We start from the raw sequence: 12328 nt of genomic DNA, 5'->3' as shown, positions 1-12328 counted from the left end.
GCGAGAATGCGGGTGGCCATCGTCGATGACGAATTGCTGGCGCGCAGCGTGTTGCGCGAATACCTGGCGCGCCATGACGATATCGACATCGTGGCCGAGTGCGCCAACGGCTTTGAAGCCGTCAAGGCCATCGCGGACCTGGAACCGGAACTGGTGTTTCTCGACATACAGATGCCGCGCCTCGATGGCTTTGAAGTGGCGGAACTGATCGGTGCCAAGACAAAGTTGATCTTTGTCACGGCCTACGACCAGTACGCCTTGAAAGCGTTCGAATGCCATGCCCTCGACTATCTGCTGAAACCGTTCAGCGAACAGCGCTTCGACCAGGCGCTGGCCCATGCGCGCGCCAACCGCAGCCTGCCCGCCGCGTCCACTGCCGTGCAAACGCTGGCGCGCGAAGCGGCCACGCGCGCCGCGCCTTTGGACCGCGTGCTGATCCGCGACGGCGCCAAGGTCCACGTCATCGCCAGCGCGCGCATCGACTACATCGAGGCGCAGGACGATTACATCAGCATCCGTTCCGAAGGCAAGTCCTACCTGAAAAGCCAGCGGCTATCAGAGCTGGAAACCCAGCTCGACCCCGCCAAATTCCTGCGCGTGCACAGGTCGTATCTACTCAATATCGACGGCATTAGCCGCATCGAGGCGGCAACGAAAGACAGCCACGTGGCCATCCTGCGCGATGACACGAGGATACCCGTAAGCAAGGCGGGCTACCAGAAGCTTAAGATACTAGTTGGCTAGCTGCACATCCCACCACGTCGGCAAGAGCTGGCGGATTTCCGGGCGCGAAAAGCGGTCGTCGATCAGGTAGACGACGCCCTTGTCCGACTGCGTGCGGATGACCCTGCCGGCCGCCTGCACCACTTTCTGCATGCCCGGATACAAGTATGTATAGTCGTAGCCGGCGCCGAAGATGTCGCCCATGCGCTGGCGGATCTGCTCGTTGACGGGATTGATCTGCGGCAAACCGAGGGTGGCGATGAAGGCGCCGATCAGCCGCGCGCCGGGCAAATCGATACCTTCGCCAAACGCGCCGCCGAGCACGGCAAAACCGATGCCGCGCGTGTCCAGGCCGAAGCGGCCCAGGAATTGCGCGCGGGCAGTATCGTCCATGCGGCGCGGCTGCTGCCAGATCGGCACGTCCGGGTAATGCTGGGCAAAGAGGGTGGCCGTCTTTTCCATGTAGTCAAAACTGCTGAAGAAGGCCAGGTAGTTGCCCGGCGTTTCCGCGTACTGGCGCGCCATCAGCTGGGCGATGGGCAGCAAGGATGCGGCGCGGTGCTGGTAGCGCGTGGAAATGGTGTCGGCCACGCGCACGGACAATTGTTCTGCCTGGAATGGCGACTCCACGTCGACCCAGGCCGTGTCGGCCGGCATGCCCAAGGTGTCGCTGTAGTAATTCCACGGGCTCAGGGTGGCGGAAAACAGGGCCGTGCTGTGGCTGGCCGCGAAGCGTTCCTTGAGAAACGGTGCCGGCACGATGTTGCGGATGCAGACAGTGGAACCCGTGTCCGTTTTACTGACGTCGAACAGCGAATGTTCGCCGAAACTCTCTGCCAGGCGATTGATCAGCAACACGTCGAAATAAAAGCGTTGCAAGTCTTCATCGAGCGCCGCCGCGTGCTCGGCCAGGTAGTCGCCGATGGCTGTGGCCACGCCTTGCAGGGCGCCAAAGAATTTGTCCGGCAAGGAGGGATGCACGTGGTAATCGCCATCCTGTTCTTTCAGTAAAGCCGTCCACTGGCGCGAGAGGCGGTCCAGCGGCTTTTTCAGCGCCTCGGGCGCGAACTTGCGCAGCATTTTCAGGTTGACCTGCGCCAGCTCGGCCGAGTACATGCTGCGCGCGCGCGACACCATATTGTGCGCCTCGTCGACCAGCACATTGATTTTCCAGTCGTGGGCCAGGGTCATGCCGTACAGCATGGCGCTGAGGTCAAAATAGTAATTGTAGTCGCCGATGACGACGTCGCTCCAGCGCGCCAATTCCATGCCCAGGTAGTACGGGCAAATGCCCTGCTGCAAGGCGATGGCGCGCACGGCTTCCTTGTCGAGGATCAAGCCGCTGGCCAGTGCCACCTCGCGCGCCAGCGGCAAGCGGTCGTAAAAACCCTTGGCCAGCGGACACGATTCGCCATGGCACGCTTTGTCAGGATGCTCGCAGGCGCTGCTCTTGGCGCTCAGTTCCAGCACGCGCAGCGGCAGCAGGGGCGCGCTGTCTTTCAGGATGGCGCAGGCGTCGAGCGCCATTTGCCGCCCCGGCACCTTGGCGGCCAGGAAAAACAGTTTATCCAGGCCATGCGCGGCCGTCGCCTTCAACATGGGAAACAGGCTGCCCACCGTCTTGCCGATACCGGTCGGCGCCTGCGCCAGCAAGCCGCAGCCACGGCTGCTGGCCTTGTACATGGCCTCGGCCAGCTGGCGCTGGCCCGGACGAAAGTCCGCATGGGGAAAGGCCATGGCCGTGAGCTGCGCGTCGCGGCTGGCGCGGTGCGCCATTTCCTGTTCGGCCCAGTCGAGGAAGAGGGCGCAATGCTGTTCGAAGAAAATACGCAGCGCCTCGGCCGTGCATTCCTCGTGCATGATGGTTTCCTTCTGGCTCACGATATCGAAATACACGAGCGCCACGCGCAGCATGGGCAGCTTCAGTTGCTGGCACAGCAGATGGCCGTAGATGCGCGCCTGCGCCCAGTGCAGCTGGCGGTGGTTGGCAGGCATCTTGTCGAGCTCGCCCCGGTAGGTCTTGATTTCTTCCAGCTGGCGGCGCGCCGGGTCGTAGCCATCGGCGCGCCCGCGCACGTGCAGGGGGCCGAAGTCGCCGGACAGGCTGATTTCGCGCTGGTAATCGTCGTCGCGCCGGCTTGTCACGGTGGCGTGGCCGGCCATGCCTTCCTGCGCCGTGGGCGAGGGTGTGAAACGCAAGTCCAGGTCGCCCACCTTGGCCGTGAATTCGCACAGGGCGCGCACGGCGATCGTGTACCTCCTGGCGCTCATGCGGCCACCTGCCATTGCAGGTAGCACACGCTGACGGGCATGGCGTGCTCGGCGCAATACGCGATCCAGCGCAGCTGGTTGTCTTGCAGGCGGTCGCCCGGACCCTTGACTTCGATCATGCGGTAGCGCTGTTCGGCCGGCCAGAACTGGATCAGGTCGGGAAAGCCGCTGCGGTTGCTTTTGATGTCGAGCAAGATGCGCTCGAATGCCTTCTTCAGATGCGCTGCCGGAATGCAGGCCAGCGCCAGGTCCAGCAAGCCGTCGTCCAGCACGTCCCAGCTGACGAAGGGCGAGACGATGCCGTACTTGGCGGCAAGCGTGGCGCGGATGGTGGCCTGGTAACTGCCGTCGTCCAGCTGCGCCAGGCAGGCGGCAAAGTCGCTGCTGCGGCGCAGGTAAAAATCGGCGCTGTGCAAGTCGGCCGGACCACGGTGGAACGGGTGGAAGAAGGCGCCCGGCATGGCCTTGAAGATGGCGGGCCAGCACAGCAGGCCGAACAGTGAGTTGATCAGGGTGTTTTCCACGTAATACACGGGCGCGCCGTCCTGCATCAGGTGTTGCTGCACCACTCCTTCCACGTAGCACGCTTGTTCCGGGCAGGGCAGCCGCAGGTCGATGCGCTCCACGGCTGCTGCTGCATTGGCCGCCTGCTTCGCATGGCCCAGCTTGCGCCGCAAACGGGGGGCCATGCGCAGCAGCAATTGCTGTTCCGCTTCGCTTTCCGGCGCGGCCAGGGCGATCAGCAGGCGTTCGTAGGCCGCTTGCGGCTGTTCATCTTTTTCCAGGACGCGGATGGCGCGGCCACGCGCGCCCGGATAGCGGCAATCGGCATAGGCACGGTAGGCGGCCGGCCAGTCCTGGCATTTCTCCAGGTGCTGGGCTATCTGGAAGCGCAGTTTGTCGCGGCGGCTGGCCAGCCAGGTATTGTCCTCGGGTAATGGCAGCGCAGCCAGTTCCTGCAGCACCTCGTCGGCTGGCGCGCTGTCGTTGTAGCGTTCGCGGCACTGGTGCAGCACTTCATAGTGCTCGATATCCTGGCGCGTGCGAAAGCCCCTCGACTGTGGCGAGAATTCCACTTTTTCATATTGATATACACCGAGGTCGGACAGCACGAATTCCGACCAGTCCTGGTGATAGTTGCCAAAGTAAATCAGGCGCAGGCGGTCGCACAGCGTTTGAAGTCCGATGCGGTACAGTACGTCGGTGCAGGCCGGATGCCAGGCGGAGAACGGTTGACTTTCCGCATGCAGTACGCGCAAGGCCTCCAGTTGTTCCGCCTTGCGCGCCACCTTTAGCGGTGCGTCGAGGCGGAAGGCCTGGGCGATTTCCGCTTTCAGCAGCAAGTCGAACAGTTCATCGAGCGCAATGACGGGATCGGCCTCGACCCAGCCGGTGGCCAGCAAAGCCAGGGCGGCCGCGCGCGTGTCGCCGATTTCCGGGTAATTGAGCTTGCTGGCGCGAAATAGACAGCCCTTGCGCATGACGAGGCGCACGAACAGGGCGCGCGACGGCTGCGGCAGTGCGCCGAATGCGGCGATGAACTGTGTTTCTTCAGCACTCAGCAGATCGGCGTAGCGCGCGCTGATCCAGTTCAGCACGTCCTGGAAATTATCCAGATAGTACAGGGGATTTTCCAGGACTCTCAACATGGGGATGGCAATAGGGCAAGGTGATCGATTTTACTGTGTTTATATACAGTTTAAACCTTCAGCCGCCGCTTGCCCAGCGATTTTATGTTCAGTCAGCCCCGCTGTAGGCAAAACAGCTGTCGAACTTTTCGTAGGGAATCAGTTCGGCGCGCAGGCTGGCCAGTTCGATATCGGTCAGCAAGCCCCGGTGCGTTTCCGTGCGCCCCTTTGGCAGCGCCACCTCGTAATCGATGATGTCCCTGGCCAGCAAGGATTGCAGCACCTCGGCTTGCCGCGCCGTCAGGTAGCGCGCGTGGGTGCCCAGGGTTTTTGCCAGTTGATCCTTGAATTCCTCGTCGCCGACGTCGTTGTACGTATCCTGGTCGGCCATGCTGTTCAACAACATGTGAAACAGGAAGTCCTGCAGGTTCTTCGCCAGGTACTGGGCTTCATCCTGGTCGTGCCATAGCAGCACGATGGGCATGTCGCCATCGTGCTGGCCAGACGCGAAAAAGCAGTAGTGGTCGCCCGCGCCCGTTTGCGCGAACGGGATGAACTGGAAGGCGGGATCGATCTGCCGGTAATCGTCCGCGTCCAGCAAGCTTTCCACTTCCGCGGCAACGGCCTGGATGTTGAGCAATTCGAAATCGTCCGCATGCAGCAGCAGGGTGGGGCGGTCCGTCAACGTGGGATAGACCAGCTTGTACCAGTCGGGGCCATATTCACCCACGGCCAGCATGCCGTCGCTTTCCAGTTGCCGGTACAGTGAAGGGTAGGTAAAGCCGTGTTGCCGTTCAATTTCTGACAGTGTCATGTTTGCCCTGTTAAACGTGAGTCATGGGGCAATGATAGCCGAGGCGATGGCGCGCACGGTTTACGCCATGGCGTGAACGCTTGGCATAATTAATAAACATTTTAGTTTACTTATGTGGCGTGCTCACGTAGTCTTGCCAGACAATATCCATCGAGCCCGCATGAAAAACATCATCCTGATTTCCGCCGCCTGTTTGCTGGCGCTGCTGTCGACCATCGGCGCCTCGCTGCCGTATCCGATCCTGCCGCCCCTGTTTGCGGCCGAAGCGCCGAATGCCTTCAATAATTTTCTCGGCTTGCCGTCCAAATTGCTGTTCGGCCTGGCGCTGACCATCAACCCGCTGGGATTGCTGATCGGTTCGGCCTTGCTGGGACCGCTTTCCGACCGCTATGGCCGCCGCCCCTTGCTGATGCGCACGGCCGTGGGTGCCGCCATCGGCCATGCCATCACGGCCTGGGCGCTGGTGATCCAGTCCTACCCGCTGTTCATCGTCGCCCGTTTCATCACCGGTTTGCTGGAGGGAAACGGCGCCGTGGCGCGCGCCATGCTGGCCGACCAGTTGACGGGACCGCTGCGCCTGCGTGCCATGTCGTGGCTGAACGGCGCGTTTTACCTGGGCTGGCTGGTGGGCCCGATCCTGGCGGGGGCGACCTTGCATTGGGGCGTGACGGTGCCGTTCTGGATCGCCGCCGCCGCCCTGATGCTCGTCGCCGTGCTGGTGGCCGTGGGCTTGCCGCGCGAAACGCCGTCGTTGCTGACGACGTCGTGGTGGCAAGTGGCGCGCGACCGCCATTCGCTGAACCTGCTGCGCCATGAGGAGCTGCGCACCCTGTTCATCGTGCAGCTGGCGCTGACGTGCGGCGTGGCCAGCTTCTACGAGTTCTATCCGCTGTGGCTGGTCGAGACGGCGAATTACCACGCACAGGAGATTGCCTGGGTGAATGTGGGCCTGTGCGGCACGATGACGGTCACGTCCTTGCTGGCGGGCGGGCCCAGCCGCCATGCGCCGCTGCTGCGGGCCAGCTGGTATGCCTGCGGCGTGGCGCTGGCCGTAGGAATCTTGGCACTGGGTAATATCTGGGTGGGCATCGCTGCCATCGTGCTGTTCGGCATTCCGAATGCCTTGTACAACACGGTGATCCAGGGCTGGTGCGCCGAACGCTTCAGCGCGCACGGGCAGGGCGCCGTGATGGGCTTGCTGGCCACCACCTTTTGCATCGCCAACATCGTCGTGGCCCTCAGCGGCTCCGTGCTGACCCTGATCGACACGCGGCTGATCCTCGTCGCGGGCGCCTTGTCCGCCGCCTGGGCCGCGTGGCGCATGGCGGCCTGGCGCCGCCAGTTGGCCGGCGTGGGCGACACGCAAGCCGTGGCATGAGCGCAAGCATGAATACGTCGGAGCAGATCCTGTTCCTGCTGAAGATGCGCGGGCCGCAGACGGCGCAGCAACTGGCGGCCTTGCTCGATATCACGTCCATGGGCGCGCGGCGCCAGCTGGAAGCGGCGCTGGAACGTGGCCTGGTGGCTTTCGAGGACGTGGCCGACGACAAGGTGGGGCGCCCGTCGCGGCGCTGGACGCTGACGCGGGAGGGCCATGCACGCTTTCCTGATCGCCATGCCGACCTGACCCTGGAATTGATAGCGCAGGTGAAAAGCCTGTTCGGCGACGAGGGCCTGGATAAACTGATCGGCGCGCGCGAGCGCAGCAGCGAAGCCGCCTACGGCAAGCTGGTCGACCCGCAGCTTGCGCTGGCGCAACGAGTGGACAGCCTGGCGCGGGCGCGCGATGGCGAGGGGTACATGGCCCATGCGGAACCGCAGGACGATGGCAGTGTCTTGCTGGTGGAAAACCATTGTCCGATTTGCGCGGCCGCCACGGTATGCCAGAATTTCTGCCGCTCGGAGCTGGCCATCTTTCAACGGGTACTGGGGGGCGATTGCACGGTGGAGCGCAGCGAGTATCTGCTGGAGGGGGGGCGTCGCTGCGTGTACCGGATCGTGCCGGTGAAATAATTGGGGTCAGTTGTAGGTCGGGTTAGCGCTGCGCGCGTAACCCGACATCACCATTGGCGCCAACAATGCGTCGGATTACGCGCGGCCTTGCCGCGCTAATCCGACCTGCATCACTTATTTCTTGGCAGCCTTCGGCTTGGCGGCAGGCGCTGCCTTTTCAGCCGCGGCGGTGGCGCCGCTCGTCGCCTTTTCCGTTGCCTGCGCCACTTGCGCGCTGGCCTTGGCGATCTGCTCTTCCACGGTTTTCACGGCCTGTTTCGTGGCCTTGGTCACCTGCTCGTAGCCGAGGAAGGCGTTGTCGATGGCGGCCTTGACGATGGCGACAGCATTTTCCGAACCTGGCGGCACGTTTTTCGTGACGTCGTAGATCAGGGCGCTCAGATTGCTTTTCGCTTCAGCCACGTGGGCTTCGGCGGCCGTGGTGAATTCCGTGTGGATTTCCTTGATGATGTCGTCGAGTTGCTGTTTATACGCTTTTGCGCCGGCCACGCCCGGTTGCAGCTGGGCGGCGGCGGCGGCCATGGCGGCCTTCGGATCCTTGGCCTGGCTGATTTCCTTGCTGGCGGCAAGGCCATCCTCGATGCCGGACTTGGCGGTGGCCATGTTCAGCGCCAATACCTGTTCCACGCCTTGCACGGCCTTGGAGGTGAGGGTGTTGAAGGTCATCAGCTGGAATTCAAACAGGGCCTTGGTGGCCGATGCGAATTGTTCGGGATTCGTAAACATGTGGTCTCCTCGGTTTGAATAGATACGTTCTTATCGTTCCATACTCTTTCGACGCCGCAATGCCATCGCTTGATCTCAAGCCGGTGCCCCGTGTGGTCATGGCCCCATTATTTAACAAGCGCCGGTTTTTCGCAACGGCTATCTTTGTACGGTCCCGAGGCCAGTTCCCAGCCAAATCCCAGGGTCGATTGGGCGCACGACAGGGTGCCGTCGATCTTGCTGCGCCATTTGTACCAGGGGGCAGGGCCGGCCGAGGCCCACGCGCAGGCGGCCAGCAGGGCCGTGGCGATCAGGTATTTCATAGTTGCTCCGAAAGAAAAGCCTGCCGGCATTGTAGCGCGCCTGCCGTTCAGGGAGCGGGCGATTGCGGCGCCGTGGCGGGCAGTTGCAGGGTGAAGGTGGTGCCGCTGCCGGCACCGGTGTTGCTGGTGGCGTCGATATGGCCGCCCAGCACGCCCGTGACGATGTTGTGCGCCACATGCAGGCCCAGGCCAGAGCCGCCGGAACCGAGCTTGGTGGTGAAGAAGGGGTCGTAGACGTGCGCCAGGTCGTCGGCGGCGATGCCCACGCCCGTGTCGGCGATGGACAGGGTGATCGTCTGCCCATCGTCGCTGTCGCGCGCCGTGATGGCGATGTTGCCGCCGCTGCGGCCCTCGAAGGCATGGCGCAGGCAATTTTCCAGCAGGTTGCTCAGCACCTGGCCCAGCGGGCCCGGATAGCTGTCCATGGCCAGGCCGTCCGGCACGTCCTGCGTCAGGCTCAGGCCGGCGGCCTTGAGCGGCGTGGACATGGGCAGCATCAGTTCGGCGACGAACTGGCGCAGCAGGAAGTGGCGGCGCTGCGAACTGGCGCGGTCGACGGCGATCTGCTTGAAGCTCGAGACCAGGTCGGCGGCGCGCTGCAGGTTGCGCAGCATGATGGCGTCCGCCTCGCTGGCCTGGGTCAGGTAGGCGCCCAGTTCGGAGCGGCGCAGGCCGTCGAGGAAGCTGGCCTGGATTTCGCGCGTGCGTTCGGCCATGGTGGTGGCCACCACCAGGCCGTTGCCGATCGGCGTATTGAGTTCATGCGCGATGCCGGCCACCAGCGCGCCGAGCGCGGCCAGCTTGTCGCGGCGCACCAGTTCTTCCTGCGTGATGGACAGGTTTTCCAGCGCGGCGGCCAGTTCGAGGTTCGTTTGCTCCGAGTGTTCCTTGGCCTGCGTCAAGGCCGCCGTGCGTTCGGCCACCAGCTCTTCCAGGTGGGCGCGGTGGCGCTGCAGCTCGCGTTCGTGGCGCATGCGGCCGATGGCGATGCCGGCCAGGTCGGTCGCCGTGTCGATCAGTTCCAGGTCGCGCGCGTCGGGCTGGCGCACTTCGCGGTAGTACATGGCGAACGAGCCGAGCACGGCGCCATCCTGGCCGAAGATGGGGCGCGACCAGCAGGCGCGCAGGCCGAACGGCGCGGCCAGCTCGCGGTAGGGCGCCCACAGCGGATCGCGCATGATGTCGGTGACCACCACCGGTTCGCGCAGGAACATGGCGGTGCCGCAAGAGCCCACGCCAGGGCCGATGGCCACGCCTTCGAGCAGGGCCATGTATTCGGGCGGCAGGCTGGGACCGGCCGCGCTGTGCATGTGGATGCCGTCATCGTCGAGCAGCATGATGGAGCAGAGCACGCCGCGCGACTGGCCTTCGATCAGCAGCAGCAACTGGTTCAGGGTGGGGATCAGGGGCGCGCCCTTGGCGACCATTTCCAGCAGGGTGCTCTGGCCCGCGCGCATGGCTTCGGCCAGGTTGCGTTCGGTCAAGTCGATGATGCGCGCATGCACGAGCTGGCGGCCCGGCACGGACAGGCGCATCAAGCGGATTTCGCAGGCGATCGGGTGGCTGTCGCGGTGGCAGCAGCTGGCGCGGAAGACGACGATCTTGCCTTGCAATGTATCGCGGATCTTTTCTTCCAGCAATTGTGGCGAGGCGCTGCCATCGCTCTGATGCCTGGGGAACAGGGGCTCCATGCCGCCTTGCAGCAGCTCGGCCAGCGGCATGCCGAACAGTTCTTCGGCCAGGTGGTTGGCGTCGATCAGCAGGCGGTTGTCGATATCGAACAGCAGCACGGCGTCGGGCGAACCGGCCAGGATGGAGTGGTAATTGACTTCCAGCGTTTGCGGATGCAGGGGGCGCGGTGGCGTGGCGGGAGCGGCGAAGGGGCGGGCGGCTGGCGCCTCGGCCTTGTGCAGCGCCAGTTCCATGAGGATTTTTTCCGCCACGTCGCGCGCATTGAAGGGCATCTTGATGTAGTCGCTGGCGCCGGCGCCCACGCTGCGGCCCTGTTCCTCGGCGCTGGGAGTGGCCGACATCAGCAGCAGGGGCACGCCGTGGCGTCCGCCCGCATTGCGCAGGCGCATGCAGGTGGCGCCGATATTTGTGCCCGCCAGCGCCGCGTCGAGCAGGATCAGGTCCGTGCCGCCGGCCGCCAGTTCCACGCCTTCGTCGATATCGCCCGCCAGTCCCGTGCCCAGGTTATGCCGGTCCAGCACATACAGCAGTTCGCGCACATCATTCGGCGAATTGCTGACCAGCAGCACATTGGCCCGGTCGGTGATGGAGGAAATCAACTGGTTCATGGTATCGCGCCCTTACGCGGTTCATGGGCCTAGTATTACATCAAGGCAAGTAGGAGTAAACGATAATTCTTGATGACCCAAAGCAATCTGTTCAAGCCGCTTTTTGCGCTGCCGGTGCCGCTTCCAGGGCCGCGCGCGCCTGTTCGATGCGCGGGTAATTATCCTCGATCCAGTCGACCAGCACGGCCAGGCGCTCGGCCGCCTCGCGTCCCAGCGGCGTCAGGCTGTATTCCACCTTGGGCGGTATCACCAGATACGCCTGGCGCAGCACGAAACCGTCGCCCGCCAGCGCTTCCAGGGTTTGCGCCAGCATTTTTTCGCTCACGCCGCCCACTTCGCGGCGCAGTTCGCTGAAGCGCCGCGTGCCGCTCAGCAGCAATACCAGCACCAGCACGGCCCAGCGGCTGGTCAGGTGGCTGAGCACGGCGCGCGACGGGCAGGCCGCCGCCAGCAGGTGCGCCCCCTGGTTTTGGCGGGCGAGGGCGGTGCGCAGGCTGTCGCCGGGAGTGTCTGTGGACATGATAGTTGGACCTGTAAATGTAGATTTCATTCATACTTACCAAAAGGTACGTACTTACAATAAGTAAGCAATAGTCCTATTATAGGGTTTTACCACCCACGTACCAAGGAGAAATCATGATCGTCATCACCGGCGCCACAGGCAATCTGGGCCAGCACGTCATCGCCAGCCTGCTCACATCCATCCCCGCAGCCAATATCATCGCCGCCGTGCGCAACCCGGCCAAGGCCGCCGGCCTGGCCGCCCAGGGCGTGCAAGTGCGCCAGGCCGATTACAACGATGGCGCCAGCCTCGATGCGGCATTCAAGGGTGCAACGAAGATCCTGCTGATTTCGTCGAGCGAAGTGGGCCAGCGCGCGCAGCAGCACCAGAACGTCATCGATGCGGCCAAGCGGGCCGGCGTGGCCTTGCTGGCCTACACCAGCGTCTTGCGCGCCGACACGTCGCCGCTGGGCCTGGCCGCCGAGCACGTGATCACGGAAACGGCCATCCGCGCATCCGGTCTGCCGTACAGTTTCCTGCGCAACGGCTGGTACCTGGAAAACCATACGGAACACCTGGCGCCCGTGCTCGAGCATGGCGTCGTGCTGGGCGCGGCGCAAAGCGGCCGCTTCTCGTCCGCCGCGCGCCTTGACTACGCGGCGGCGGCCGCCGCCGTGCTGACGGCCGAGCAGCCGCAAGCCATTTATGAACTGGCTGGCGACGACGGCTTTACCCTGGCCGAGTACGCGGCCGAAGTGGCGCGCCAGTCGGGCAAGGCGATTGCGTATAAGGATATGCCGCAGGCGGACTTCAAGGCGGCGCTGGTGAGCGTGGGTGTGCCGGAAGGGTTTGCCGACCTGCTGGCCGACTCCGATGCGGGCGCGGCCAAGGGCGGCCTGGAAGACAATGGCAAGCAATTGAGCGCGCTGATTGGCCGTCCGACGACGAGCCTGTTTGGGGCCGTCAAGGCGGCACTGGCCAAATAAGGGAAAGGGCCGCGGCAGCGCGGCATCTTGAAATGAAAAAAGCCGCAAACTCGTGAAAGTTTG

General features: G+C 63.8%; 11 protein-coding genes. 4 read left to right on the top strand and 7 right to left on the bottom strand.

Annotated features, from left to right (window positions below; all coding sequences use genetic code 11):
* Positions 1-6: 6 nt before the first annotated feature.
* Complete coding sequence (locus tag JAB1_RS14765; RefSeq protein WP_070280443.1) at positions 7-744, top strand: LytTR family DNA-binding domain-containing protein; 738 nt, start codon at positions 7-9, stop codon at positions 742-744.
* Here the strand turns inward: JAB1_RS14765 and JAB1_RS14760 are convergent.
* The 3 genes from JAB1_RS14760 to JAB1_RS14750 form a co-directional block, all read right to left on the bottom strand.
* Positions 733-2994 carry an ATP-dependent DNA helicase gene (locus JAB1_RS14760; protein ID WP_139144565.1) on the bottom strand — a complete coding sequence of 754 codons (2262 nt, stop codon included), beginning with the start codon at positions 2992-2994 and terminating at the stop codon, positions 733-735. The genes JAB1_RS14765 and JAB1_RS14760 overlap by 12 nt on opposite strands.
* Positions 2991-4643, bottom strand: coding sequence for a VRR-NUC domain-containing protein (locus JAB1_RS14755; RefSeq protein WP_070280441.1), 1653 nt, complete (start codon positions 4641-4643; stop codon positions 2991-2993). The genes JAB1_RS14760 and JAB1_RS14755 overlap by 4 nt, the downstream gene beginning before the upstream one ends.
* Positions 4644-4731: 88 nt before the next feature.
* Complete coding sequence (locus tag JAB1_RS14750; protein WP_070280440.1) at positions 4732-5436, bottom strand: SMI1/KNR4 family protein; 705 nt, start codon at positions 5434-5436, stop codon at positions 4732-4734.
* A gap of 160 nt (positions 5437-5596) precedes the next feature.
* Between JAB1_RS14750 and JAB1_RS14745 the strand changes: the two genes are divergently transcribed.
* Together JAB1_RS14745 and JAB1_RS14740 are read left to right on the top strand one after the other, a co-directional pair.
* Positions 5597-6814, top strand: a complete 1218-nt coding sequence (locus tag JAB1_RS14745) for an MFS transporter (protein ID WP_034778162.1) — start codon at positions 5597-5599, stop codon at positions 6812-6814.
* An 8-nt stretch (positions 6815-6822) separates the two neighbouring features.
* Entirely contained in the window at positions 6823-7449 is a 627-nt protein-coding gene (locus JAB1_RS14740; protein ID WP_070280439.1) for a metalloregulator ArsR/SmtB family transcription factor, read from the top strand.
* 114 nt (positions 7450-7563) lie between these two features.
* On the opposite strand, the gene phaP is transcribed toward JAB1_RS14740, so the two are convergent.
* From phaP to JAB1_RS14720, 4 genes are all read right to left on the bottom strand, one after another.
* Positions 7564-8175, bottom strand: a complete 612-nt coding sequence (gene phaP, locus JAB1_RS14735) for a TIGR01841 family phasin (RefSeq protein WP_034778166.1) — start codon at positions 8173-8175, stop codon at positions 7564-7566.
* A gap of 107 nt (positions 8176-8282) precedes the next feature.
* Positions 8283-8477 (bottom strand): hypothetical protein, encoded by a 195-nt coding sequence (locus JAB1_RS14730; RefSeq protein ID WP_034778169.1) that lies wholly within the window; start codon positions 8475-8477, stop codon positions 8283-8285.
* A gap of 47 nt (positions 8478-8524) precedes the next feature.
* Positions 8525-10777, bottom strand: a complete 2253-nt coding sequence (locus JAB1_RS14725; RefSeq protein ID WP_070280438.1) for an ATP-binding protein — start codon at positions 10775-10777, stop codon at positions 8525-8527.
* A gap of 91 nt (positions 10778-10868) precedes the next feature.
* A complete protein-coding gene (locus tag JAB1_RS14720; protein ID WP_070280437.1) occupies positions 10869-11297 on the bottom strand; it encodes a helix-turn-helix domain-containing protein in 429 nt (142 codons plus the stop codon).
* A gap of 116 nt (positions 11298-11413) precedes the next feature.
* On the opposite strand from JAB1_RS14720, the gene JAB1_RS14715 reads away from it, so the two are divergent.
* Positions 11414-12265: an SDR family oxidoreductase gene (locus JAB1_RS14715; RefSeq protein ID WP_070280436.1), complete on the top strand. Its 852-nt coding sequence runs from the start codon at positions 11414-11416 to the stop codon at positions 12263-12265.
* Positions 12266-12328 lie beyond the last annotated feature (63 nt).

Source organism: Janthinobacterium sp. MP5059B (assembly GCF_001758645.1).
Lineage (GTDB): Bacteria > Pseudomonadota > Gammaproteobacteria > Burkholderiales > Burkholderiaceae_D > Janthinobacterium > Janthinobacterium lividum.
This window is presented reverse-complemented; position numbering and strand designations above follow the sequence as displayed.